Source organism: Streptomyces sp. NPDC094034, assembly GCF_040303865.1.
Lineage (GTDB): Bacteria > Actinomycetota > Actinomycetes > Streptomycetales > Streptomycetaceae > Streptomyces.
In genome coordinates, this window is record NZ_JBEOUD010000021.1 from 22,778 (window position 1) to 46,253 (window position 23,476).

The following is a 23,476-nucleotide window of genomic DNA, read 5'->3' on the forward strand; positions in this document are numbered from 1 at the left end:
AAAGCGAGCAACTTTCGGCATGTCAACAGATCGAACCTGCGCACCTTGCGCATATGGGCAGGGGGTTCGCCGCTGGAGAGGCCCAGTTATTCGCCGAGTTGCGCGTTCCCGCGCGGGGCTATGCTCATCTCATGCTGAAAACTGAGCGCCATGCGCGGATACTTGAGCATGTCTCCGCGCGAGGCGGCTCCGACGTCCATGAACTCTCGCGGCTGCTGAATGTCTCGGGAGCCACGGTCCGGCGCGATCTGCAGCATCTGAGCCGGCTGAATCTGCTGCGCCGTACGCACGGCGGAGCGGTGGTCGGCAGTGTCGGGGCGGAGCTTCCGGTCCAGCACCGTACGGAGCGCTACCGGCCCGAGAAGCAGGCCATCGCCCGTGCCGCGGCCGAACTGGTGCCGGAGGGCGCGGTCGTCGGCTTGACCGGTGGCACGACCGTCACCGAGATCGCGCGTGTGCTCGCCGCGCGCGGCCCCGTCACGATCGTGACCAATGCCGTCAACATCGCCGCCGAACTGGTGCCGCACAGGGATGTCACGCTCGTGGTCGTCGGCGGCTACGCGCGTACCGCGAGCTATGAGCTCGTCGGTCCGATCGCCGAGAAGACACTGGCCGACCACCACACCGACATGACATTCCTGGGGGTGGACGGGATCAGCGCGGCCCACGGCTGCACGACCCATGACCAGCTCGAAGCGGCCACGGACCGCGCCTTCGCCGCCAACAGCGGCCGTACCGTCGTCGTGGCGGATCATTCGAAGATCGGGAAGGTCACCTTCGCGAAGATCTGCCCGCTGGCGGACATCGACCATCTCGTCACCGACGGGGGAGCCCCGGCCGACCCCCTGGCCCGCATCGCCGATGCGGGCGTCGCGGTGACGGAGGTCTGACCCGGCCCGGCGGAGGTCCGACCGGGCCCGGTGGAGGTCCGACCGGGCCGCGTCCCGGCCCCGGGTGGAGCTCACTCACCCATGGTTTTCCAGTCACCGTAAGTAACCACAGGGCGGCAGCGACCCGGCGGGGCGTACGAAGATCGCCCGTCCGTGCGCATCGCGTGACGCGGTGGGACTATAGGGGGGCAAAGGGGATGGTGAGGCGGATGTCAGCGGCGCGCAGGCAGTCGAGCCCGAGTCCCGGCGCTCAGCCGTCCGCGCGTGCGGAGGTTCCTTTGGACGCATCCAATGGCGGGACCGCGGTGGTGAACGCGGTGGGCGAGGTCGTCGCCTGGACCCCGGGGGCGGAGGAGATCCTGGGCTACCCACCCGCGGAAGTGGTGGGCCGGTCCGCGGCCCTGCTCCTGGCAGATCCGGGCGACCGGGTGCGTGCGGTGGCGATCGCGGAACACTGTCGTGCGGGAGTCGGCTGGAGCGGGGTCATCGCGCTGCGGCACCGCGACGGTCGGCGTTTCGAACTGAGCCTGCGCGTCTCCACCTCGTTCCGTATCGGTGGTGATGAGTGCTTTCTGATCTCGGCATGGGAGCAGCGGGCCCAGTGGACGATGGGCCAGTCCGTGCTGGACGGATTCGTGACCCGGTCGCCCGTCGGCATGGCGGTCATGGATATGGACCTGCGCTACATCTGGCTCAACGACACACTGGAACGGTTCGGCGGTGTGCCCCGTGAACAGCGCCTGGGGCGGCGTCTGAGCGAACTGCTCCCGGGCCTCCAGGCCGACATCATCGAAGACCTGATGCGCAAGGTGCTACAGAACGGCGCGCCGGTCACCGACTACGAGTACCTCGGCTGGAGCTGGGCGGATCCGCATCGCCAGCACGCCTACTCCACCTCGTTCTTTCCCCTGGTCGACGCCGACGAAGCCGTCACGGGCGTCTGCTACATCGTCCTCGATGTGACCGACCGGTGGAACGCCCGCGAACTGCTCGCCATGGTCAATGACGCGGGGGCCATGGTCGGCAGCACCCTGGACGTGACAAGGACGGCCCAGGAACTCGCCGATTTCGCCGTGCCACGCTTCGCCGACTTCGTCACCGTGGACCTGCTGGAACCGATCCTCAGCAACGAGGGGCAGGGGACCTGGCTGACCGATGCGGGACCGGCGGTCAGCCAGACGACACTGCGCCGGGCGGGCATGACCTCCGTACGGGAAGGCTGCCCCGAAGCCGTCGCCCGGATCGGCGACCGGGTCGACTCCCTCCCCCCGCCGCACGGCCCCGACCTCCTGGTCAACGGTGAGCCGATCCTCATAGAGGTCCTCGACGCCACCGATCCCCAGTGGGTGACACGGCAGCCCGCCAGGGTCACGGCCATCCGCGAGTACGGACTCCACTCGCTCATCTCCGTGCCGATGCGGGCACGGGACACCGTGCTGGGCGTCACCACGTTCTTCCGCTCACTGAACCCGGTGTCCTTCAAGCCGGACGATGTCCTGCTGGCCCGGGAAGTCGTCGCCCGCGCGGCGGTGTGTGTGGACAACGCGCGCCGCTACACCCGTGAACACAACGCGACCGTGACGCTTCAGCGCAGCCTGCTGCCGCACACGCTGGCCGGCGGGGCCGCCGTGGACGTGGCCTCCGTCTATCTGCCCGCGGGCGCGGGGGACGGTGTGGGCGGGGACTGGTTCGATGTGATTCCGCTGTCCGGCGCGCGGGTGGGCCTGGTCGTCGGCGATGTGGTCGGGCACGGCATCAGCGCGGCCGCCACCATGGGGCGCCTGCGCACCGCCGTCCAGACACTCGCCGACATGGACGTGCCCCCGGACGAACTGCTGGCCCATCTCGACGATCTGGTGCTCCGCCTCAGCGAGGAGGAGCCGACGGACGAGGTGGCCGACCCGTTCCGTACGACCGTGGTCGGTGCCACCTGTCTCTACGCGGTCTACGATCCCGTCACCCGGCGTTGCACGCTGGCACGGGCCGGGCATCCGCTGCCCGTCGTCGTCACTCCGGACGGGCACGTCAGCTTCCTGGAGCTGCCCGCCGGACCGCCGCTGGGACTGGGGGGGCTGCCCTTCGAGTCCGCCGAGATCGAGCTGGCCGAGAACAGTCTGCTCGGTCTCTACACCAACGGTCTCATCGGGGCGGCCGACCGGGACGTCGATCTCGGTATGTCCCGGCTCGCGCACGCCCTGGCCCAGCCCGGCCTCTCCCTCACGGCGCTGTGCGCCGCGGCCGTGGAGCGGCTGACCTCCGTGGCACAGCCCGACGATGTGGCGCTGCTGCTCGCGCGTACCCGTGCCCTGAGCGTCGAGCATGTCGTCTCCTGGAGCGTGGCGTCCGACCCCGCCGCTGTCGCCGGCATCCGAAATCTGGCGACCCGCCAACTGGAGGAATGGGGCCTGGACGAGCTGGTCATGACGACCGAACTCATCGTCAGCGAACTGGTCACCAACGCGGTCAGGTACGGCACAGGACCGATCCGGCTCCGGCTGATGCGCCAGTCCCGACTGATCGTCGAGGTCGCGGACGCCAGCAGCACCTCTCCCCGGCTGCGGCACGCCCGCACCACCGACGAAGGCGGCCGAGGGCTCTTCCTCGTCGCCCAGCTCGCCCACCGCTGGGGCACCCGGCACACACCCGAAGGCAAGATCATCTGGGCGGAACAGGAACTGATGTGACCCCGCCCCCGCGAGGAGCGGGTGCCTTCTCCACCGCGCCATGGCGAAGAAGGCCCCGCTTCCGTCGGCGCGTGGTCAGGAAGCGGTGTCCAGCGCGTCGAGCGCGGCCGTCGCCTGGCCGGAGCGCAGCGGCAGGAAGACCTGCTGCCCGCCGACCACGCTCTGGCCCCGCTTGCTGAGAATGAAGCGGAGCCACGGCGCCGACCGGGGCGACGGCCCAGGTGGCCAGGTTCTCCGGTGGGGTCAGTTCGAGGCCGCCCACGCGTAGCGGTGCTCCGGGCGGCCGGTGTCGCCGTACTTCAGGGTCAGGCTGATATGCCCGGTGCGCTCCAGGTACTTGAGATAGCGCTGGGCCGTGGAGCGGCTGACGCCGGTGCGTTCCGCGACCTCATGGGCGGAGAGGGGTTGGCGCGCCTCGCCCAGGGTGCGGCGGATGAGGGCGACGGTTGCCACGGAGTGGCCCTTGGGGAGTTCGGAGCGAGGGGCGTCCGCGATCTTGAAAGCGCTGAAGATGCGGTCCACCTGCTCCTGGCCGGCCTCGCCGCGGCCACCGACACCATCGAGGGTGCGGCGCATGGCGGCGTAGCCGTCGAGTCGTGCCCGCAGCCCGGCGAAGCTGAAGGGCTTGACCAGATACTGGAGCGCGCCATATCGCATCGCCGCCTGGACCGTGGCCACGTCACGGGCGGCCGTCACCATGATCACATCGGCGTGATGGCCGAGCTGCCGCATCCGGCGCACCAGTGTCAGGCCCGTCTCGTCCGGCAGATAGTGATCGAGCAGAACGAGATCCACATGGGCGCGCTCCAGGGTGGCCAGGGCCTGAGCGGCGGTATGGGCACGGCCGATGACCCGGAAGCCGCGCACCTGCGCCACATACGCGGCGTTGATCTCGGCGATATGGAAGTCGTCGTCCACGACGAGGACATCGATCATCGTGACTCTCCTGCCGATGTGAGCTGACGCGCGGGACCGTCCCCGGCGAGGTCGTCCGGGGCGAGCGCCTCGGGCAGTATGACGGTGAAGACCGCGCCGCCGCCCGCGCGCGCGGTCACCCGGGCCATGCCGCCGTACCGCTCGGAGAGCCGGCGTACGAGAGCGAGCCCGATGCCCCTGCGCCGGCGGAAGACGATCGGCGCGGGATCGGACGGATCGGCCGACGGCGAGGGAGGGGCGGGCCGCTTCGTGGACCAGCCCTCCGCGAAGACCTGCTCGCGCATCTCGGGGGGCACTCCGGGACCGGTGTCGGAGACCCGGATCACCGCCGTGGTGTTCTCGGCACGCAACTCGACCTCGACGAAGGGCTCCAGGGAAGGGGCCATGAAGGGCTCGGCGGCCGGTCCGCCGAGTGGCTCGACGGGGGGCTCCGACAGCCTCCGTTCGGTCGCGGCGTCCAGCGCGTTGTCGATGAGATTGCCGAGTACGGTCACCAGATCGCGCGGATCGACCACCCGGTGCGACAGCAGGGTGGCAGAGGAGATGCGCAGGGACACACCGCGCTCGGCGGCGATCGCCGTCTTGCCCACGAGCAGCGCCGAGACCAGCGGATCACGCACCCGCTCGGCGATCTGCTCCGCGGACGCCCGGTGTGCGCTGGCCACCCCGGCGACGAACTCCACCGCCCTCTCGTGGCGGCCGAGTTCGAGCAGTCCCAGCACCGTGTGCAGCCGGTTGGCATGCTCGTGGTCCTGTGCCCGCAGCGCGTCGAGCAGCCCTTGGGTGCTGTCCAGCTCGCGCCCGAGCAGCTCCAGTTCGGTACGGTCGCGGAGCGTCACCACGGCCCCGCCGTCCCGTGTCGGCATCCGGTTGGCGACCAGGACCCGGCTGCCGCTGACGGCCAGCAGATCCGTCCCGTCCACCCGTCCCGCCAGCACATCGGTCGTACGGCCCGGCGCGAGCACCTCGTCCAGGGCGCGGCCGGTGGCGTCCGCGTCGAGCCCGAGCAGCCGTACCGCCTCGTCGTTGGCGAGCCTGATCCTGCCGTCCCGGTCGAAGGCGACCACGCCCTCCCGTACCCCGTGCAGCATCGCCTCCCGCTCGTCGAGCAGCGCCGAGATATCGGCGAAGGCGACGCCGTGCGTGATCCGGCGCAGCCGGCGGGCGACCGCGACCGCGGCGAGCGCGCCCGCGCCCAGTGCCGCGCCCGCGCAGAGCAACAGCCCGGGGATGGCGTCGACCAGCCGTCGGCGCACACTGTCGTACGCGATACCCACCGACACCGCGCCGATGATCCGCCCGTCGCTGTCGTACAGCGGCACCTTGGCGCGGGCCGAGCGGCCCAGGGTGCCGTTGTCGATCTGCCGGATCTCCTGGCCGGAGAGCGCGGCGCTCGGGTCGGTGGAGACATGCCTGCCGATCTCGCCGGAGGTGGTGTGCGACCAGCGCACGCCATGGGTGTCCATCACGACGACATACAGCGCGCGCGTGGCCCGGCGGACCCGCTCCGCCTCGGTCTGCACCGGCCCGGCGGGGCTCGGGGAGGTGCTGATCAGCCCCCGGGCGATGTCCGGATCGGCGGCGGTGGTCTGGGCGATGGCGAGGGCCCGGAGGGTGGCCGCTTCGTCCAGCTCGGCCCCGAGCGGGGCGAGAAAGAGCCCGGTCGCGAGCACCATCACCCCCGTGGTGATGACGAGCTGCACCACCAGGACCTGGGCAGCGACGCGTCTGGGCCAGCGCAACCGCATCTCGTCCCCCTCACTCTCCCGCGCTCTCCCGCGCTCCCCGGACCGGCCGGCCCGGCTCGGAGCAGACAAGTCCGGTTAACTTCACCGTGCACGCAACGTAGGCCCACAGCGCCCGGCTGCCCACCCCCGTGCTCCGCTTTTGTTGTTCCGGCGTGAGCAGAACGAGCAGAACGCGGAATGCGCGCAGAAGGACGGGTTGCGACCACAAGACTGCCGCCGTGCCCGAGGACGCTCCTAGCCTCCCGGGCCATGAGCAGCCACACGAGCCCCGCCATCGAGCTGCGGGGAACGAGCAAGGCATTTAGGACTCCGTCGGGGGCGTTGCACACCGCCGTCAGGGATCTGGATCTGACGGTCGAACGCGGCGAGTTCGTCGCGGTGGTCGGCCCCACCGGATGCGGTAAATCGACGACGCTGACCCTCGTCAGCGGGTTGGAGGAGCCCACCGAGGGCGAGGTGCTGGTGGCCGGTGAGCCGGTGCGCGGCATCGGCGACAAAATCGGGTTCGTCTTCCAGCAGGACGCGGTCTTCCCCTGGCGCACCGTGCTGTCCAATGTGATGGCGGGCCCCCGCTTCCGCGGCGTGCCCAAGAGCGAGGCCAGGGAGCGGGCCCGCGAGTGGCTTGCCCGGGTCGGGCTCGCCTCCTTCGAGGACCGCTATCCGCACCAGCTCTCCGGCGGCCAGCGCAAGCGTGTCGCGCTCGCCGCGACCTTTGTCAACGACCCCGAACTCCTGCTCATGGACGAGCCGTTCTCGGCCCTCGACGTGCAGACCCGGGCGCTGATGTCGGACGAACTGCTGGAGCTGTGGGGAGGCACGGGCGCCTCGGTCGTCTTCGTCACCCACGACCTGGAGGAGTCGATCGCCCTCGCGGACAAGGTCGTGGTGATGACGGCCGGTCCCGCGACCGTCAAGGAGGTCTTCGCCATCGATCTGCCGCGCCCTCGCAAGGTCGAGTCCGTGCGGCTCGAACCGCGCTTCATCGAGATCTACCGGGAGATCTGGTCCTCGCTCGGCGAAGAGGTACGGATCACCCGCGAGAGGGGTGCGGCCGATGCCGCCTGAAACCGTCACCGTCCCGTCCGCCACCACCGCCAAGGCCGCCACCGGCAAGGGAAGTGGCGGCGGCGGGGAGCGCACACAAGCCAGGGCGCGGGCCGCCCGCAATCACCGGATCCTGGTCTACGCCAGCCGTGTGGTGCTTCTCATCGCGCTGATCGGGATGTGGGAGTGGCTGGCCAGGACCGCCGTCATCGATCCCTTCAACTTCTCGATGCCGTCCAGGATCTGGGACCAGATGCGCCAGTGGGCGCTGCACGGCACCCCGCAGGGCTCCCTGTGGGAGCAGATCTGGTACACGCTCTACGAAGCGCTCCTCGGCTGGGTCATTGGTGTGACCGGCGGTGTGGTGCTCGGTATCGCGCTCGGCCGGATCCGCTTCCTCGCCGAGGTGCTCGGCCCGTACATCAAGGTGCTCAACGCGCTGCCCCGGATCGTCCTCGCCCCGATCTTCCTCATCTGGTTCGGACTCGGCCCGGCCTCGAAGGTCGCCTCAGCCGTCGTGCTGGTCTTCTTCCCCGTCTTCTTCAACGCGTTCCAGGGTGCGCGGGAGGTCGACCGCAATCTGGTCTCCAACGCCCGGATCCTCGGCGCGAGCAACCGTCAGGTCACCCTTCAGGTCGTCATCCCCTCCGCCACCTCGTGGATCTTCACCAGCCTGCACGTCAGCTTCGGCTTCGCGCTGATCGGCGCGATCGTCGGCGAGTACATCGGCGCGACCAAGGGCCTCGGTCTGCTGGTCTCGGCCTCCCAAGGCACGTTCAACGCGGCCGGGGTGTACGCGGCCATGGTGATCCTCGCCGTGGTGGCACTCCTCGCCGAAGGACTCCTGTCGTTCCTGGAGAGACGGCTCTTCCGCTGGAAGCCGGCCGAGCCGGGCACCGAACGCTGATTCGCCCGCTCCGCCCCCCGCCGCTCTCCACCGACCCCCGCTCCACCGACCCCCGCTCGACCGACCCCCGCTCCACCCACCAGCCCACCCTTTCCCAGCACCTCTTCACAAGGACGTGAACCATGCGCAGACATCTCGCGATCTCGGCGGCCGCCCTCGCCGCGACCCTCGCCCTCGGCACTCTCACCGCCTGTGGTGGCGACTCCTCGGCCTCGGGCTCCGGCGGCAAGGTCAAGATCATGGTGGGCGGCCTGGACAAGGTCATCTACCTCCCCGCGATGCTCACCCAGAAGCTCGGCTACTTCAAGGACGAGGGCGTCGAGGTGGAACTGCTCACCGAGCCGGCCGGTGTACAGGCCACCACATCGCTCGTCTCCGGTGATGTGCAGGGTGTCGTCGGCTTCTACGACCACACGCTCGATCTGCAGGTCAAGGGCAAGCAGGTCGAATCCGTGGTGCAGTTCTCGCACGCCTCGGGCGAGGTCGAGGTCGTCTCCAACAAGGCGGCCGCCGCCATCACCTCCCCGAAGGACTTCAAGGGCAAGAAGCTCGGGGTCACCGGCCTCGGCTCGTCCACCGACTTCCTCACCAAGTACCTCGCGGTCAACGGCGGTGTGCCGACGGAGCAGTTCACATCGGTCGCCGTCGGAGCGGGCCAGACCTTCATCTCGGCGCTTCAGCAGGGTTCGATCGACGGTGGCATGACGACCGATCCGACGGTCGCGCAGATTCTGGACAAGAAAATCGGCAAGGTTCTCATCGACATGCGGACGCCGGAGGGCTCGAAGGCGGCGCTCGGCGGCCCGTACCCCTCCTCCAGCCTCTACATGAACACCGACTGGGTCGACAGCAACAAGGAGACGGTGCAGAAGCTGGCCAACGCGTTCGTGAAGACCCTCAGGTGGATGTCGACGCACTCACCGGAGGAGATCGCGGCCAAGATGCCCGCCGACTACGCGCAGGGCGGCAAGGAGCTGTACGCGCAGGCGATCAAGAGCACACTGCCGATGTTCACCACGGACGGTGTCATGCCGGCCGACGGCCCGGAAACCGTCGAGCGTGTACTGAAGGCGTTCAACCCCAATCTCAAGAACGCCCAGGTCGATCTGAGCAAGACCTTCACCACGGAGTTCGCCGAGAAGGCGGCGGGCTGAACGGAAGGGCCGGACGGAAGGGCCGAACCGTGAGGTGACCGGGGAGGTGACCGGGGAGACCTCAGCGCCAGTGCCTGACGCTCCAGGTGTACTGGTCGCCGCCCACCCACCGGACCATCTCCGGGTCGTCCAGATCGGCGCCCTTCAGTCCCAGCGCGAACGCGTACTCGAACACATCCTCGATCGAGAACGCCTTGCCTGCCAGCTCGCCGCGAATCTCCACCAGCCGGAAGGGCGGCTCACCGTCCTGAACCGGCAGTACGACCAGGGGAGCGTAGGTGAACCGCGGCTTCTCACTCTCTGTCATGGAGTCGACCTCTGCCTCAGCGGTTGAACGTGAACGGTGTGTGCGGTCCGTTCTGACAGGCTCCGGTGCCAGGGCGCGCACGGCAACCCGGGAGCGGGCACCCCGGAAGCGGTCCTGGCGGGCGCCGGTGTCAGACGAACGCCTCGTGCATGTAGCACCAGCGCCAGTCCTCCCCGGGCTCCAGGGACGCCACGAGCGGGTGACCGAGACAGGTGGCGTGCGCGCGGGCGTGCCGTAGCGGGGAGGAGTCGCAGCATCCGACATGGCCGCAGGTCAGACAGAGCCGCAGCTGTTCCCAGGGCGCGCCGAGCCGCAGGCACTCCTCACATCCGTCGGGGGTACGAGGGGTGACGGGGCGCACCATGGAGAGGTGCCAGTCGGAGTCCGTGGTCACGGCCCTCACCGGGCAGGTGACGACCTGTCGGTCCATTGTCCTCACGCCGCCTTCCGTGCGTCGGACCCGGGCGGGTCCCGATACGTCACGACCAGCTCACCGTTCTGGGCGTCCACCTTGATGTGCGATCCGTCCTCCGCCTCACCGCGCAGCAGCGCGCGCCCCACCAGCGTCTCGACCTCGTGCGAGATATAGCGACGCAGCGGCCGGGCCCCGTACACCGGGTCGAAGCCCTGGTGGGCGATGAGTTCGCGGGCCGGTTCGGTGAGTTCCACCGTGATCCTGCGCTCCGCGAGACGCCGGCGCAGTTCGTCGAACTGGAGATCGACGATCCGCTCGATCTGGGTCAGGCCCAGCGGCTTGAAGAGCACGATGTCGTCCACGCGGTTGAGGAACTCCGGCCGGAAGTGCGCGCGGAGTTCGCTCATCACCTGCGCGCGGGCGTCGGGCTTGATCTCGCCGTCCGCGCTCGCGTCCAGCAGATATGGGGAGCCGATGTTGGAGGTCATGATGACGACGGTGTTGCGGAAGTCGACGGTCCGCCCCTGGGCGTCGGTGATCCGGCCGTCGTCGAGGATCTGGAGCAGGGTGTTGAAGACATCGGCGTGGGCCTTCTCGATCTCGTCGAACAGGACCACCGAGTACGGCTTGCGCCGGACGGCCTCGGTGAGCTGGCCGCCCTCCTCGTACCCGACGTATCCGGGCGGTGCGCCGACGAGCCGGCTGACGGTGTGCCGCTCCTGGTACTCGCTCATGTCGAGGCGGACCATGCTCTCCTCGGAGTCGAAGAGCGCCGCCGCGAGGGTCTTCGCCAGCTCCGTCTTGCCCACACCGGTCGGGCCGAGGAAGATGAACGACCCGATCGGACGGCGCGGGTCACGGATCCCGGACCGGGCCCGGATGATCGCGTCGGCCACCAGCTGTACGGCCTCGTCCTGCCCGATCACCCGCTCCTGAAGGATCTCGTCCAGCCGCAGCAGCTTCTCGCGCTCGGCCTCCTGGAGACGGCTCACCGGGATACCGGTCCACGCGGCGACGATCTCGGCGATCTCGTCCTCGGTGACCACCTCGCGCAGCAGCCGTGTCTCGCCCTGCTTGGCGCGCAGCTGCTCCTCCTCGGCGGCGAGGCGGCGTTCCAGATCGGTGAGCGTGCCGTAGCGCAGTTCCGCGGCGCGGTTGAGGTCGTAGGCCCGTTCGGCCTCGTCGGCCTCCTGACGGACCCGTTCCAGTTCCTGCCGCAACTCCTGGACCTTGCGGATGGCCTGGCGCTCGGACTCCCACTGGGCGTGCCGGGCATCGGCCTCGGCCCGCACATCGGCCAGCTCCCCGCGCAGCTCCTCCAGCCTGGTCACGCTCGCCGGGTCGGTCTCCTTGGCGAGGGCCGCCTCCTCGATCTCCAGCCGGGTCACCCGACGCGTCAGCTCGTCCAGTTCGGCGGGCATCGAGTCGATCTCGGTACGCATCCGGGCGCAGGCCTCGTCCACCAGATCGATCGCCTTGTCGGGCAGGAACCGGTCCGAGATATAGCGGTGGCTGAGCGTCGCCGCGGCGACCAGCGCCGTGTCCTGGATCCGCACGCCGTGGAAGACCTCCAGGCGCTCGCGCAGTCCGCGCAGGATGGAGACGGTGTCCTCCACACTCGGCTCGTCCACCAGGACCTGCTGGAAGCGGCGCTCCAGCGCGGCGTCGGACTCGATGTGCTTGCGGTACTCGTCCAGGGTGGTGGCGCCGATCATGTGCAGCTCACCGCGGGCGAGCATCGGCTTGAGCATGTTCCCCGCGTCCACCGCCCCTTCGGCGCCGCCCGCGCCGACCACCGTGTGCAGTTCGTCGAGGAAGAGCAGGATCCGGCCGCCGGCCGCCTTGACCTCGCCGAGCACCGCCTTGAGCCGTTCCTCGAACTCACCGCGGTACTTGGCCCCGGCCACCAGCGCCGCCATGTCGAGCGCGAAGATCGTACGGTCCCGCAGCCCCTCGGGTACGTCCCCTCGGACGATCCGCTGGGCGAGCCCTTCGACGATCGCGGTCTTCCCGACCCCCGGGTCGCCGATCAGCACCGGGTTGTTCTTGGTCTTGCGGCTGAGGATCTGGGTCACCCGCCGAATCTCCGCGTCCCGGCCGATCACCGGGTCCACACCGCCGGCCCGCGCCTCGGCGACCAGATCGCGGCCGTACTTCTCCAGGGCCTCGTACGCTGCCTCCGGGGTCGCGGAGGTGACCCGCTGATTGCCCCGGATCCGGGTGAGCGCCGCGAGGAACGCCTCCTTCGTGAGCCCCTGGTCCTTGAGCAGACGCCCCGCCGAGGTGGCGGAGCCCTCGTCGGCCAGCGCCATCATCAGATGCTCGACCGAGACGTACTCGTCCTTGAGCCGTTTGGCCTCCTGCTCGGCGCTCTCCAGCAGCCGTGACAGCCGCTGGGTGACGAACACCTGGCCGGGCGCGGCTCCGGGGCCGGTCGACCTGGGCCTGCGCGACAGCTCGCCCTCCACGGCCGTGCGCAGCGCGGACGGATCGACACCGGACTGTTCGAGCAGCCGGGGAACGAGCCCGTCCCGCTGGTCGAGCAGCGCCAGCAGCAGATGTTCACCGTCGACCTCGGTCTGCCCGAGGTGTACGGCCGCGCTCTGGGCGTCTTGCAGGGCTTCCTGGGACTTCTGGGTGAGGCGGTTCATGTCCATGGCAGGTCGTCACTCCTCGCGCCGGTGCGGCGCAGCGCCGTCTCCAGCTGACTGATCCGGTCCAGCAGGTCGAGTACCAGCCCGATGGAGGCGTAGTTGAGGGGGAGTCCGGCCCGCAGCCGCTGGATACGGGCCAGCGCCCGCGGGGCGGACAGATCGAACCAGAGCCGGCCCGCGTGGTCCCGGGTGGCGTCCACCAGCCCCAGTGTCACCATGCGCCGGACCAGGTCCGGGTGCAGCCCCGAGCTGCGGGCCACGCTCTCCAGACTGAGTTTTCTGACCGGCGCCAGCTCATAGACCCGGACGGCCGGCGCGTCCGGCCCTCGCCGCCGTTGATCGGACGTCATCCCGGCCTCCTCGGGTCGAAGTCGGACGCGGCCGACAGTTCCTCGAACAGCTCGCGTTCGCGGTCGGTGGGGCGCGGCGGGACCATCACCCGGATCTCGGCGTAGAGGTCGCCGTCGGTGCCACGCGGGTGGGGCATGCCCTCGCCGCGCAGCCGCAGCCGGCGCCCGCTGGAGGAGCCGGGCGGGACGGTGACCTTGGCGGTGCCGCCCGGGGTGGCCAGCGGCACGGTCGCGCCGAGCGCCGCCTCCCAGGGCGTCACGGGCAGTGGGACATGGATGTCGCGGCCGTCCAGCCGGTAGCGCTCATGGGGTTTGACACGGACCCGCAGATATAGGTCGCCGGCGGGCGCGTCGGGGCTGCCCCGGCCCCCCTCGCCGGCCAGCCGGATCCGCTGCCCGTCGCGCACCCCCCGGGGAATGGTGACCTGGTAATCGCGCCGGCCGTCGGGCCCGGCGAGGCTGACCCCGCGCCGTCCGCCGCGGTAGGCCTCCTCCACGGACAGCTCCACCTCGGCCTCCTGGTCGGCGCCGGGAACGGTCCGGCGGGGCCCGCCGCGCCCGCCGAACAGGCCGCCGAAGAGATCCTCGAAGTCCACGTCCTGGTAGGCGCCGCCCGGGCCCTGCGCGAAGCGCACCCCGCCACCGGTGGAGGTCCAGCCCCCACCGCCGCGCCCGGCACCCGCGGCCACCCGCTCGTCGTAGTCCTCGGGGATCTGCCGGAAGTCCGGGCCGAACCGGTCGTAGCGCGCCCGGGTGCCCGGGTCGGCCAGTACGTTGTACGCCTCGTTGACGTCCTTGAAGCGTTCCTCCGCCTTCGGGTCCTTGTTCACGTCCGGGTGGTGGCGACGGGCCAGCTTCCGGTAGGCCTGCTGGATCTCCTCCTGGCTCGCCGAGCGGGGGACGCCGAGGACTTCGTAGTAGTCCTGTGCCATGCGCCGTCACTCCCGTCGCCGGGCGACCGCCACGGCCGTCGGACGCAGCTGGCGGCCGTCGTCCCCGTATCCGGGACGCAGGACCTCCACGACGGTCCCCGGCTCGGTGTCCGGATCGTCGACGACCCGGACCACCTCGTGCCTGCTCGGGTCGAACGGCACTCCGCTCTCCTCCTGGCGGGGGTAGCCGAGCCGCGCCAGTACCTCCACGGCCTGGTCCCGTACGGCCTCGACGCCCTGGATCACCGAGGCGGGATCGGCGTGGGCGTGGGCCAGGGCCAGTTCGAGATGGTCGAGTACGGGGAGCCATTCGGCGGCGGTACGGGCGCGCTCGGCCTCCCGCACCCCCGCCAGCTCCCGGGCGTGCCGCTTGCGCAGATTGTCGAGATCGGCGAGCGCGCGCCGCCAGGCGTCCTGTGCCTCGGCCACGTCCTTCTGGATGTCGTCCGGTTGACCGGCGGTCCGGTCCTCCCCGGCGGGCGCGGTGTCCTCCGCTTCGTCCGGCGGCGGTGCCGGTGCTTCGTCCGGCGGCGGTGCCGGTTCCGGCTCAGTGGTCATGGCGTGACCTCAGCTCCGGTCGAAGTCGGCGTCCACGATGTCGTCATCGCCTCCGGTGCCGCTCGCCGGGGGCGGACCACCGGGCTCCGACGAGCCGCCGGCGGGACCGGTCGGCCGGGCGGCCAGTGCCTGGTAGACCTGCTGGAGCTCGGAGGTCAGCGACCTGACCCGGTCCGGCGTCTCCTCGCCCTTCACCGCCTGGCGGGCGTCGGAGACCAGCAGCTGGGCCCGGGCCCGCTCGTGCTCGGGAGCGTTCTCGCCCAGCTCGCCCAGTCTGCGTTCCACCTGGTAGGCGATGGCGTCCAGTTCGTTGCGGGCGTCCACGGCCTGTCGCAGCGCCTGATCCTCGCCGCGGTTGCGCTCCGCCTCGGCGATCATGCGGTCCACCTCGGACCGTTCCAGGTTGGAGCCCTCGCTGAGGGTGATGCCCTGCTCCTTGCCGGTGTCCTTGTCGCGTGCGGTGACATGGAGGATGCCGTTGGCGTCGATGTCGAAGGTGACCTCGACCTGCGGTTCCCCGCGGGGCGCCGGGCGGATGTCGGTGAGCTGGAAGCGGCCCAGGACCCGGTTGTCGGCGGCGCGCTCGCGCTCGCCCTGGAGGACGACCACATCGACGGCGGGCTGGTTGTCCTCGGCCGTGGAGAAGGTCTCGGTACGGCGCACCGGGATCGTGGTGTTCCGCTCGACGATCTTCGTCATCACACCGCCGCGGGTCTCCACACCCAGCGAGAGCGGGGTGACGTCCAGCAGCAGTACGTCCTTGACCTCACCCTTGAGCACCCCGGCCTGCACGGCCGCGCCCAGCGCCACCACCTCGTCGGGGTTGACGCTCATATTCGGGTCCTTGCCGCCGGTCAGCCGCCGGACCAGCGCCTGCACGGCGGGGATCCGGGTCGAGCCGCCGACCAGGATGACCTCGTCGATGTCGCTGTCGGTCACCTTCGCGTCGGACAGCGCCTGCTGGACGGGGCCGAGGCAGCGGTCCACCAGATCGGCGGTGATCTGCTCGAAGGTGGAGCGCATGACGGATTCCGTCAGATGCTTGGGGCCGGTGGCGTCCGCGGTGATGAACGGCAGGCTGACCTGAGTCTGGGTCACCGAACTGAGCTCGGTCTTGGCCTTCTCCGCCGCCTCGAACAGCCGTTGCAGCGCCTGGGTGTCCTCGCGCAGGTCGATCCCGTTCTCGCGCTGGAACGTGTCCGCGAGATGGTCCACCAGCCGGCGGTCGAAGTCGTCGCCGCCGAGGTGGGTGTCGCCCGCGGTGGAACGTACCTCCACCACACCGTCCCCGACGTCCAGGATGCTCACGTCGAAGGTGCCGCCGCCGAGGTCGAAGACGAGCACCGTCTCGTGCTCCTTCTTGTCCATGCCGTACGCCAGGGCCGCCGCGGTCGGCTCGTTGATGATGCGCAGCACTTCGAGGCCGGCGATCCGCCCGGCGTCCTTGGTCGCGGTGCGCTGGGCGTCGTTGAAGTACGCCGGTACGGTGATGACGGCTTCCGTCACCCGCTCGCCCAGCGATTTCGAGGCGTCCTCGGCGAGCTTGCGCAGCACCAGCGCGCTGATCTCCTCAGGCGCGTACTGCTTGCCGCGGATGTCGAACCGCGCGACGCCGTTCTCGCCGGGTACGACGTCGTAGGTCACCGCCTTGATCTCGTCCGCGACCTCGTCGAAGTGCCGGCCGATGAACCGCTTGGCGGAGTAGATGGTGCCCTTGGGATTGAGGATCGCCTGCCTCCGGGCCAGCTGGCCCACGAGCCGTTCGCCGGAGTCGGTGAAGGCGACGACGGAGGGGGTGGTGCGGGAGCCCTCGGCGTTGGGGAGGACCGTCGCTTCACCGCCCTCCCACACGGCGATCACCGAATTGGTGGTGCCCAGGTCGATGCCGACTGCCTTGGCCATGAGGTGCTCCCTTGCGTCCACTGCCTTCGTTCGCTGGCTCCGTCCACTGCCCTCGGGGCAGGGTCACGTCCCCTCCAGCGTGGCCGCGGCGCCCCGCTGATTCCTGCTCCTGAGAGGTCGAAATCCAGGCGGTGAGTGGACCTGCCGGTACAGGCCGGGCCGGCCGGGGCCCCCGGGGTGGACCGGATGCGCGTCCCCGGCCGCTCGGTAAAATCTCTCCTGGGGGCGACTGACTTCGGGAAGGTGTCGGTCCAGGGAGATGAGTACGGCGAGATGAGCACGGCCGCCGGAAGGGCCGGAGCACCGGACACCCCGGGCAGCCGGTTCTCCCGCCTCCAGCGTCTGACGGCGCTGTCGGGCGCTCTGTCCGACGGCCATGACGCGCACGAGCTGCTGCGGCTCGCCGCCTCCATTGTCGCGCGGCTCGGCCCCTGGCGTACCGAGGCGGGCTATCTCCCGGCCGGCGGGCGGCTGGTCCGCTGTCCCCCGGACTCCTCCCTCCCGCCGGGTTCCGCCGCCACGGGCCGGGCGCTGGACAGTCAGGTCGGGGGACTCGGCGGCCGGGACGGCGCCGTCCGGCTCCCCGGCCGGGAGTGGTCATGGGCGTTCGCGCTCCCTGGTCCCGACGGGCGAACCGGGTCCATCCCTGCCGGATATCTGGTCGTGAGCGGGGGGCGGCGGCCGGACGACGACGACATCGCGCTGCTCGGGCTGCTGGCGCGGCAGACCGGCGCGGCCCTGGCGGGCGCCGCCGCCCACCGCCGGGAGCGGGAGTACGCGGCAGAGCTGAGCCGGGCCCGGCAGGACGGGATCGCCGTCCGCGCGCGGCTCGCCGCCGTGGAGTCCGAGCTGAGATACCGGCGGTCGGTGCACGACGCGCTCAGCGGTGCCACCGCCACCGGGGACACCGAGGCCGGGATCGCGTGGACGGTCCACCGGCTGACCGGCTTCTCCGCCGTGGTGGAGGACCAGTTCGGCAATCTGCGGGCCTGGGCCGGCCCCGGCTGCCCCGACCCGTACCCGAAGCCCGACCCGGGACGCCAGGAGCAGCTGATCCTCGACGCGATCAGGGATCCGCGACCGGTGTATGTCGGGCACCGGCTCACCGCTGTCGCCCGCCACCGCGGCGAGATTCTCGGCACCGTCTCGCTGGTCGATCCCGAGGGCGCCGCGGGGGAGCGGGAGGAGTTCGCGCTCGGTCACGCGTGCGACGCGCTGGCCCTGGAGATGGCGCATCTGCGCAGCCTGGCCGAGATGGAACTGCGGCTGCGCCGCGAGCTGGTCGACGATCTGATCACCGGTACGGACGACGAGAGCGCCTTCGCGCGCTCCGCGGCCGTCGGACATGATCTGCACGGCGCGCAGCATCTGGTCGCGGTGGCCTGGACGGGGCTGACCGCCGATGACGCGTTCGTGCGGGCGGTGGCCGGTGCGGCGGCCGGTCTGGGGCTCCGGTCGCTGGTGGCCAGGCGCTCGGGCCGGGCGGTCCTGGTGGTCCAGGGACGGCCCAAGGGCGAGGAGTTGTATCTGGCGGTCTCGCGGGAACTCGGCTCGCGCGCGGGAGCGATCGGGCTCGGCAGCCGCTGCGACTCCCCGGCCGAGATCCCGCGTTCCTACCAGGAGGCGCTGCGCGCACTGGAGGTACGGCAGCGCTCGCGCGTACCCCACGGCGCGACGTCGTTCGACGACCTGGGGCTGTACCGGATCATCGGCACGGGCGACGACTACCGGGAGATCGAGGGGTACGTCCGCGAATGGCTCGGTCCGCTCCTCGACTACGACGCGGCCCACCGGGGCGATCTGGTCCGTACCCTCTCGCAGTACTTCGAGGCGGGCGGAAACTACGACGGCGCGGCCTCCGCCCTCGGCATCCACCGCAGCACGCTGCGCTACCGGCTCCAGCGCCTGCGCGAGATCGGGGGGCACGACCTGGGCGATGTCGAGACACGACTCAATCTGCATGTCGCGACCCGGGTGTGGAAGGTGCTGGGCGGCGAGGCCTGACCTCACGTCGTCCCGCGCCTCCGCGTGCGGTCATCGTGCGGGCTGAGCGCGGCCTGAAAGCGGGGCTGAGACACAGTGGCCCCCTGGAACCGCGTACGGCGTCGTGCCGCACGCGCGGGGGCCACTCGACCACTGGACGGTAGTCCGTACGGAGGAGTCTTCCGCTCAGGACTGGGGGCGTCGGCCGTGGTTGGCGCTGTTCTTACGACGCGCCTTCTTCTTGCGGCGCCGCTTCGATGACATGACGTCTCCTCTCGTGAGTGGTGATCGTTGCCGGATACGCACCGTTCTACCGTGCTTTCCTCCGGCGGCCACGGACCGCTTACCCCACGCTCGCGATCCTCATGCGCCGCGCCGTTTGTACGGCATCCTCTGCTGGAGGGTAGAACGTGCCCGGGGCCGAGGTCTTCCTCTCCCGCGCCCGTACGGTAAAGGACCGAGAGCTGATGGCTGACGACAATGCGGATCTGCTGGCGTTCGTGCGGGCGCGCCTCGACGAGGAGGCGGGACGGGCCCAGGAGGCGGGCGGGGAGCGCTGGCGTTGCCCGCCGGAGATGCCGGGCGAGATCCATGACCGCACCGGCGGGATCGCGTTCACGGTGCGGACGCGCGGCTATGACGAGCACATCGCCCTCCAGAACCCGGAGTACACCCTCCGGCGCGTCGAGACGAGCAGGGTTCTCCTCGACGAGTACGAGGAGGTGTGCCACCTGGACACCGACCGTCCGGCGGCCGACTTCCGGTCCGGCCGCGCCGTCGGGCTGGGGTTCGTCGTCCGGCAGATGGCGGCGGAGCACGCGAGCCATCCCGGCTACCGGGCGAAGTGGCTGCCCCGGTTCGTCCGGTAGCGCGTGCCGTGTGTGGGGGAGGCGGCAGGTTTTCCCGAGATGAGCACGGGCGGCGCCTTCGGTGCCTATGGTGTGGATCATGAGTACACACTTTGATGTCGTGGTCCTCGGCGCGGGACCGGGCGGATACACCGCAGCGGTCCGCGCGACGCAACTCGGGCTGCGGACGGCAGTCGTCGAGGCGAAGTACTGGGGCGGTGTCTGTCTGAACGTGGGGTGCATCCCCTCGAAGGCGCTGCTGCGCAACGCCGAACTCGCGTACATCTTCACGCAGGAGGCGAAGACCTTCGGAATCCGGGTGGAGGGCCGGGTCAGCTTCGACTACGCGGAGGCGTTCAGGCGCAGCCGCAAGGTCGCCGACGGCCGGGTCGCCGGCGTGCACTATCTGATGAAGAAGAACGACATCGCCGAGTACGACGGACGTGGCGCCTTCATCGACGACCGCACCCTCCAGGTGACGCTGTCGGAGGGCGGCACGGAGACCCTGTCGTTCGACCACTGCGTCGTCGCGACGGGGACCACGACCCGGCTGCTGCCGGGTACCTCCCTGAGCGAGCGCGTCGTCACCTACGAGGAGCAGATCCTCTCCGAGACGCTGCCGGAGAGCATCGTCATCGCCGGCGCGGGCGCCATCGGCGTCGAGTTCGCGTATGTGCTGCACAACTACGGGGTGAAGGTCACGATCGTCGAATTCCTTGACCGGCTCGTGCCGTTGGAGGACGTCGAGATCTCCAAGGAACTCGCGAAGCGCTACCGGCGTCTGGGCATCGAGGTGCTGACCTCCACCCGGGTCGAGGCGATCGACGACAGCGATCCGTCGGCGAAGGTACGGGTCACCGTCTCGCGCGACGGGCAGCGGCGGGTACTGGAGACCGACAAGGTCCTCCAGGCGATCGGCTTCGCGCCGCGTATCACGGGCTACGGCCTGGAGAACACCGGCGTCCGGCTGACCGAGCGCGGAGCGATCGACGTGGACGGACGCGGCCGTACAAGCGTGCCGCACATCTTCGCGATCGGGGATGTCACGGCGAAGCTGATGCTGGCCCACGCCGCCGAGTCCATGGGAGTGATCGCGGCCGAGACCATCGCAGGCGCGGAGACCATGGAGCTGGACTTCGTGATGGTCCCGCGCGCCACCTACTGTCAGCCGCAGATCGCCAGTTTCGGCTGGACCGAGGAGCAGGCGCGCGAGCGAGGCCATGATGTGAAGGTGGTGAAGTTCCCCTTCACCGCGAACGGCAAGGCCCATGGTCTGGGCGACCCGGTCGGTTTCGTGAAGCTGATCAGCGACAACCAGTACGGTGAGCTGCTCGGCGCCCATCTGATCGGCCCGGAGGTCACCGAGCTGCTGCCGGAGCTGACGCTCGCCCAGCAGTGGGATCTGACGGTCCATGAGGTCGCGCGCAATGTGCATGCCCATCCGACGCTGGGCGAGGCGGTCAAGGAGGCCGTCCACGGTCTGGCCGGACACATGATCAACTTCTGACACCCGACAGCGGGGGTGGATCAGACGGATACGTTCCGCATCGCCGACGGCCCACTGCCGGAAGGCTCTTGACGGGCGGTTGGTCCAGTCCTATCTTCCACTCAACCATTCAAAATCAGGGCCAGCGTTCATATATGTGGAGTGCGGGCTCTGTCGGCGTCCCCCCACCAGAGAGGTGAGTGAGACATGTTTTCACGCCTTCGGACGTTCACGGTTCTCGCCGCAGTGGGTGCTTCCTCAATCCTCGCCGTCCCAGAGGCCTCCGCCGAGGTGGAGCCCGGCGGATGGACCTCCGTCTCGCCCACCTTCACGGTCCAGGAGCGGGGGTGCGGCCAGGTCGACGGGCTGACGTTCACACTCACCTGCTCCACCGCGAGCGGCGACCAGCGCGCCGAACGCAGGTACGCCACGTACACCGGGGGCACCCGGCAGTTCGAGGGCTACTTCCGCATCAGCAGCCTGAGCGGTACCCGCATCAGCCTCAAGCAGACCTTCAACGAGTCGGGGTCCGGCCCCTACTTCATGCTCGCCGCCGAACGCGGCGGGCGACTGTACGCGGTCCATGGCGGCGACACCCTCTCCAACGCCGGCACCGTCGGAGCGACGGTCCGCGTCAACACCGTTCACCAGGTCGGCACATCGCACCGTACGTACATCAACGGGTCGCTCAAGCACACCTACGACAGCCCCGGCGGCAGCTTCTACGACAAGTTCGGCGCCTACCGCACCAACAGTGGCAACGGACCGGCCACGGTGGTCTGGAGCGACATCCGCTTCTGGCGCAAGTAGCGGACGCCCGTGCGCCCCGCGATCCGAGCAGCGGTGCCTGCCGTCGCAGTCGTGCTGGCGGCAGCGGCGTGTACCGCGCAGCCGCCGGCCGAGCGCCCCGCCCGGGGACCCGCCACGTCCCCGGGCGGAGCCGCCGCCACGCTCCGCGCGGTCCTGACCACGCCCACCGACATCGATCTCAGCTGGCGGGGCGGCGGGCCCGGCGCCCTTGGCCATGTGCTGGAGTTCGCGACGGACGAGGCGGGCCCGTACACCGTCCTCCAGTACCTCCCACCGGGCGTGACGAGCTACCGTCACCCCGATCTGATGCCGCGCACGACCTTCTTCTACCGCCTGAGGACCTTCGACGGTCCGGCGTCGGCGCCGGTCGACGTCTCCCTGCCGCCGGGTGAACTGACCACGGACGACCAGGAGTCGGACCACGACTGGCTGGCCCCGCGCAGGGATCCAGGACGGTCGGCGACCGGTCGTTCCGTCCGGGACGGGGGAGTCGCCGCACCCACCGGGCTCAAGGCGATGGTCAAGCATGCGAACGGCATTCTCTTCACGTGGACCGATCACGCCTCGGACGAGGAGGGGTTCCTGCTGGAGTCGCGTACCCGGGGCGGTTCCGGTTACGCGCCGGTCGCCGTCCTCGACCCCGACATCAACGCGTGCGGTCTGATCACACTCCCCACCGAGAAGCGGGCTTCGTACCGGGTCCGCGCCTTCACCTACGGAGCGCGGTCGAACGTCCCCCGGCTGACAACCGGCGAGCCGGCCGAGGACTGAGCGGACAAGACCTGGCCGCTCAAGCGGACGCCCTGACCACCAACTCGGGCGCGAACAGTTCCGACCGCACGGCCTGGCCCGGCCGGGCGATCTGGCGCAGCAGGAGCTGGGCCGTCGCGGAGGCCATCTCCTCGACCGGCTGCCGTACGGTGGTCAGCGGCGGGTCGCAGGACTGGGCGGCATGGCTGTCGTCGAAACCCACCACCGCCACATCCCGCGGCACCTCTCTGCCCGCGCGCTGGAGGACCGGCAGCGCACCGAGCGCCATGAGGTCGGACGCCACGAACAGCCCGTCCAGATCCGGCCGCAGCGCGAGCAGTTCCCGTACGGCCGACGCGCCCCCCGTATGGGTGAAGTCGCCCTCCGTCCAAGGGACATCGTGCACGCCGTGCTCCGCGAGGGCCGCCCGGAACCCCTCCAGCCGCTCCCGGGCCGCGGGCATGTCCTGCGGTCCGGCCACCGAGCCGATCCGGGTGCGGCCCAGTGACACCAGATGATCGGCGGCCAGCCGGGCTCCCGCGCGCTGGTCGGCCTCCACGAACGCGAGCGAGGAGTCGCGCTGCGGACGCCCCGACAAGACGGCGGGCAGCCGGGTGTCGGCAAGCAGCCGCGGCAGCGGATCGTCCACATGCGACGAGATCAACACCACCCCGTCCACATGCCCTTGCCGCAGATACGAGAGGGTCTGGAGTCGGGAGGCCTCGTCGTCCACCAGCATCAGGACGAGATGGACACCGGCGGGCCGCAGCACATCGACCAGCCCGCTGACCACGCGCCCGAAGTGCGGGTCGGTGAACACCCGGCCGAGGAAGGGGGCGGCGGCATGGCGCTTCTCCTGTTCGGAGACCACGAGCGCGACCGACCCCGTCCGCCGGGTCACGAGCGAGCGGGCGGCACGATTGGGCACGTACCCGGTGGCGGCCACCGCCTTCTCCACGGCGTGCCGGAGCGTTTGGTCCACCGTGGGTGTCTCGTTGATGACCCGGGACACCGTGGCCCGGGACACACCGGCGACGCGGGCCACGTCCTCCAGTGTCACCGGGCGGGAAGGGGGCGGGGAGTCGGCATCCATGAGGTCCTTTATATCCGCGCCGTCC

General features: G+C 70.3%; 21 protein-coding genes. 10 read left to right on the forward strand and 11 right to left on the reverse strand.

All coding sequences use genetic code 11. The features are described 5' to 3' along the window. Positions 1-131 precede the first annotated feature (131 nt). Both ABTZ59_RS19960 and ABTZ59_RS19965 read left to right on the forward strand, forming a co-directional pair. Positions 132-890, forward strand: coding sequence for a DeoR/GlpR family DNA-binding transcription regulator (locus tag ABTZ59_RS19960; RefSeq protein ID WP_351404541.1), 759 nt, complete (start codon positions 132-134; stop codon positions 888-890). Between the two features lie 209 nt (positions 891-1,099). Then, positions 1,100-3,574, forward strand: a complete 2,475-nt coding sequence (locus tag ABTZ59_RS19965; RefSeq protein ID WP_351404553.1) for a SpoIIE family protein phosphatase — start codon at positions 1,100-1,102, stop codon at positions 3,572-3,574. Positions 3,575-3,817: 243 nt separating this feature from the next. Here the strand turns inward: ABTZ59_RS19965 and ABTZ59_RS19970 are convergent, their stop codons facing one another. Both ABTZ59_RS19970 and ABTZ59_RS19975 read right to left on the reverse strand, forming a co-directional pair. Beyond that, on the reverse strand, positions 3,818-4,510 hold the full coding sequence (locus ABTZ59_RS19970; RefSeq protein ID WP_351404566.1) for a response regulator: 693 nt from the start codon (positions 4,508-4,510) through the stop codon (positions 3,818-3,820). Continuing rightward, on the reverse strand, positions 4,507-6,258 hold the full coding sequence (locus ABTZ59_RS19975) for a sensor histidine kinase (protein ID WP_351404574.1): 1,752 nt from the start codon (positions 6,256-6,258) through the stop codon (positions 4,507-4,509). The genes ABTZ59_RS19970 and ABTZ59_RS19975 overlap by 4 nt, the downstream gene beginning before the upstream one ends. Before the next feature lie 249 nt (positions 6,259-6,507). Here ABTZ59_RS19975 and ABTZ59_RS19980 point away from each other — a divergent pair, with 249 nt between their 5' ends. From ABTZ59_RS19980 to ABTZ59_RS19990, 3 genes are all read left to right on the forward strand, one after another. Further along, complete coding sequence (locus ABTZ59_RS19980) at positions 6,508-7,323, forward strand: ABC transporter ATP-binding protein (RefSeq protein ID WP_351404583.1); 816 nt, start codon at positions 6,508-6,510, stop codon at positions 7,321-7,323. Then, the gene (locus ABTZ59_RS19985; RefSeq protein ID WP_351404593.1) at positions 7,313-8,209 is read left to right on the forward strand and encodes an ABC transporter permease; all 897 of its coding nucleotides are present in this window, start codon (positions 7,313-7,315) and stop codon (positions 8,207-8,209) included. The genes ABTZ59_RS19980 and ABTZ59_RS19985 overlap by 11 nt, the downstream gene beginning before the upstream one ends. A gap of 122 nt (positions 8,210-8,331) precedes the next feature. After that, the gene (locus tag ABTZ59_RS19990; protein WP_351404608.1) at positions 8,332-9,363 is read left to right on the forward strand and encodes an ABC transporter substrate-binding protein; all 1,032 of its coding nucleotides are present in this window, start codon (positions 8,332-8,334) and stop codon (positions 9,361-9,363) included. A 61-nt stretch (positions 9,364-9,424) separates the two neighbouring features. Here ABTZ59_RS19990 and ABTZ59_RS19995 read toward each other — a convergent pair whose 3' ends face one another. The 7 genes from ABTZ59_RS19995 to dnaK form a co-directional block, all read right to left on the reverse strand. Continuing rightward, positions 9,425-9,670, reverse strand: coding sequence for a hypothetical protein (locus ABTZ59_RS19995; RefSeq protein WP_351404613.1), 246 nt, complete (start codon positions 9,668-9,670; stop codon positions 9,425-9,427). A gap of 130 nt (positions 9,671-9,800) precedes the next feature. Beyond that, complete coding sequence (locus ABTZ59_RS20000) at positions 9,801-10,100, reverse strand: UBP-type zinc finger domain-containing protein (protein ID WP_351405600.1); 300 nt, start codon at positions 10,098-10,100, stop codon at positions 9,801-9,803. Between the two features lie 5 nt (positions 10,101-10,105). Then, on the reverse strand, positions 10,106-12,742 hold the full coding sequence (gene clpB, locus ABTZ59_RS20005; RefSeq protein WP_351404625.1) for an ATP-dependent chaperone ClpB: 2,637 nt from the start codon (positions 12,740-12,742) through the stop codon (positions 10,106-10,108). Beyond that, complete coding sequence (locus ABTZ59_RS20010; protein ID WP_351404639.1) at positions 12,733-13,089, reverse strand: chaperone modulator CbpM; 357 nt, start codon at positions 13,087-13,089, stop codon at positions 12,733-12,735. The genes clpB and ABTZ59_RS20010 overlap by 10 nt, the downstream gene beginning before the upstream one ends. Next, positions 13,086-14,021 carry a DnaJ C-terminal domain-containing protein gene (locus tag ABTZ59_RS20015; protein WP_351404644.1) on the reverse strand — a complete coding sequence of 312 codons (936 nt, stop codon included), beginning with the start codon at positions 14,019-14,021 and terminating at the stop codon, positions 13,086-13,088. The genes ABTZ59_RS20010 and ABTZ59_RS20015 overlap by 4 nt, the downstream gene beginning before the upstream one ends. 6 nt (positions 14,022-14,027) lie before the next feature. Further along, a complete protein-coding gene (locus tag ABTZ59_RS20020) occupies positions 14,028-14,579 on the reverse strand; it encodes a nucleotide exchange factor GrpE (RefSeq protein ID WP_351404653.1) in 552 nt (183 codons plus the stop codon). Between the two features lie 9 nt (positions 14,580-14,588). Next, positions 14,589-16,481 (reverse strand): molecular chaperone DnaK, encoded by a 1,893-nt coding sequence (dnaK, locus tag ABTZ59_RS20025; RefSeq protein WP_351404663.1) that lies wholly within the window; start codon positions 16,479-16,481, stop codon positions 14,589-14,591. 273 nt (positions 16,482-16,754) lie between these two features. On the opposite strand from dnaK, the gene ABTZ59_RS20030 reads away from it, so the two are divergent. Beyond that, positions 16,755-18,485, forward strand: a complete 1,731-nt coding sequence (locus ABTZ59_RS20030) for a PucR family transcriptional regulator (RefSeq protein WP_351404670.1) — start codon at positions 16,755-16,757, stop codon at positions 18,483-18,485. A gap of 165 nt (positions 18,486-18,650) precedes the next feature. Here the strand turns inward: ABTZ59_RS20030 and ABTZ59_RS37405 are convergent, their stop codons facing one another. Beyond that, positions 18,651-18,728, reverse strand: a complete 78-nt coding sequence (locus ABTZ59_RS37405; RefSeq protein ID WP_503003238.1) for a 50S ribosomal protein bL37 — start codon at positions 18,726-18,728, stop codon at positions 18,651-18,653. Between the two features lie 203 nt (positions 18,729-18,931). On the opposite strand from ABTZ59_RS37405, the gene ABTZ59_RS20035 reads away from it, so the two are divergent. The 4 genes from ABTZ59_RS20035 (at position 18,932) to ABTZ59_RS20050 (ending at position 22,379) form a co-directional block, all read left to right on the forward strand. Next, positions 18,932-19,333 (forward strand): DUF6221 family protein, encoded by a 402-nt coding sequence (locus ABTZ59_RS20035; protein ID WP_351404678.1) that lies wholly within the window; start codon positions 18,932-18,934, stop codon positions 19,331-19,333. Positions 19,334-19,412: 79 nt separating this feature from the next. Further along, positions 19,413-20,819, forward strand: a complete 1,407-nt coding sequence (lpdA, locus tag ABTZ59_RS20040) for a dihydrolipoyl dehydrogenase (RefSeq protein ID WP_351404689.1) — start codon at positions 19,413-19,415, stop codon at positions 20,817-20,819. Between the two features lie 186 nt (positions 20,820-21,005). Then, complete coding sequence (locus ABTZ59_RS20045) at positions 21,006-21,608, forward strand: hypothetical protein (RefSeq protein ID WP_351404692.1); 603 nt, start codon at positions 21,006-21,008, stop codon at positions 21,606-21,608. A gap of 33 nt (positions 21,609-21,641) precedes the next feature. Beyond that, on the forward strand, positions 21,642-22,379 hold the full coding sequence (locus ABTZ59_RS20050; protein ID WP_351404700.1) for a fibronectin type III domain-containing protein: 738 nt from the start codon (positions 21,642-21,644) through the stop codon (positions 22,377-22,379). Between the two features lie 19 nt (positions 22,380-22,398). On the opposite strand, the gene ABTZ59_RS20055 is transcribed toward ABTZ59_RS20050, so the two are convergent. Next, entirely contained in the window at positions 22,399-23,451 is a 1,053-nt protein-coding gene (locus ABTZ59_RS20055) for a LacI family DNA-binding transcriptional regulator (protein ID WP_351404715.1), read from the reverse strand. Between the last annotated feature and the right edge of the window lie 25 nt (positions 23,452-23,476).

Excerpts from the sequence above, each read along its gene's own strand:
- ABTZ59_RS19960 (WP_351404541.1), top strand. The coding sequence starts at position 132 with ATGCTGAAAACTGAGCGCCATGCGCGGATACTTGAGCATGTCTCCGCG.
- ABTZ59_RS19965 (WP_351404553.1), top strand. The coding sequence starts at position 1,100 with ATGTCAGCGGCGCGCAGGCAGTCGAGCCCGAGTCCCGGCGCTCAGCCG.
- ABTZ59_RS19970 (WP_351404566.1), bottom strand. The coding sequence starts at position 4,510 with ATGATCGATGTCCTCGTCGTGGACGACGACTTCCATATCGCCGAGATC.
- ABTZ59_RS19975 (WP_351404574.1), bottom strand. The coding sequence starts at position 6,258 with ATGCGGTTGCGCTGGCCCAGACGCGTCGCTGCCCAGGTCCTGGTGGTG.
- ABTZ59_RS19980 (WP_351404583.1), top strand. The coding sequence starts at position 6,508 with ATGAGCAGCCACACGAGCCCCGCCATCGAGCTGCGGGGAACGAGCAAG.
- ABTZ59_RS19985 (WP_351404593.1), top strand. The coding sequence starts at position 7,313 with ATGCCGCCTGAAACCGTCACCGTCCCGTCCGCCACCACCGCCAAGGCC.
- ABTZ59_RS19990 (WP_351404608.1), top strand. The coding sequence starts at position 8,332 with ATGCGCAGACATCTCGCGATCTCGGCGGCCGCCCTCGCCGCGACCCTC.
- ABTZ59_RS19995 (WP_351404613.1), bottom strand. The coding sequence starts at position 9,670 with ATGACAGAGAGTGAGAAGCCGCGGTTCACCTACGCTCCCCTGGTCGTA.
- ABTZ59_RS20000 (WP_351405600.1), bottom strand. The coding sequence starts at position 10,100 with ATGGACCGACAGGTCGTCACCTGCCCGGTGAGGGCCGTGACCACGGAC.
- clpB (WP_351404625.1), bottom strand. The coding sequence starts at position 12,742 with ATGGACATGAACCGCCTCACCCAGAAGTCCCAGGAAGCCCTGCAAGAC.
- ABTZ59_RS20010 (WP_351404639.1), bottom strand. The coding sequence starts at position 13,089 with ATGACGTCCGATCAACGGCGGCGAGGGCCGGACGCGCCGGCCGTCCGG.
- ABTZ59_RS20015 (WP_351404644.1), bottom strand. The coding sequence starts at position 14,021 with ATGGCACAGGACTACTACGAAGTCCTCGGCGTCCCCCGCTCGGCGAGC.
- ABTZ59_RS20020 (WP_351404653.1), bottom strand. The coding sequence starts at position 14,579 with ATGACCACTGAGCCGGAACCGGCACCGCCGCCGGACGAAGCACCGGCA.
- dnaK (WP_351404663.1), bottom strand. The coding sequence starts at position 16,481 with ATGGCCAAGGCAGTCGGCATCGACCTGGGCACCACCAATTCGGTGATC.
- ABTZ59_RS20030 (WP_351404670.1), top strand. The coding sequence starts at position 16,755 with ATGAGCACGGCCGCCGGAAGGGCCGGAGCACCGGACACCCCGGGCAGC.
- ABTZ59_RS37405 (WP_503003238.1), bottom strand. The coding sequence starts at position 18,728 with ATGTCATCGAAGCGGCGCCGCAAGAAGAAGGCGCGTCGTAAGAACAGC.
- ABTZ59_RS20035 (WP_351404678.1), top strand. The coding sequence starts at position 18,932 with ATGGCTGACGACAATGCGGATCTGCTGGCGTTCGTGCGGGCGCGCCTC.
- lpdA (WP_351404689.1), top strand. The coding sequence starts at position 19,413 with ATGAGTACACACTTTGATGTCGTGGTCCTCGGCGCGGGACCGGGCGGA.
- ABTZ59_RS20045 (WP_351404692.1), top strand. The coding sequence starts at position 21,006 with ATGTTTTCACGCCTTCGGACGTTCACGGTTCTCGCCGCAGTGGGTGCT.
- ABTZ59_RS20055 (WP_351404715.1), bottom strand. The coding sequence starts at position 23,451 with ATGGATGCCGACTCCCCGCCCCCTTCCCGCCCGGTGACACTGGAGGAC.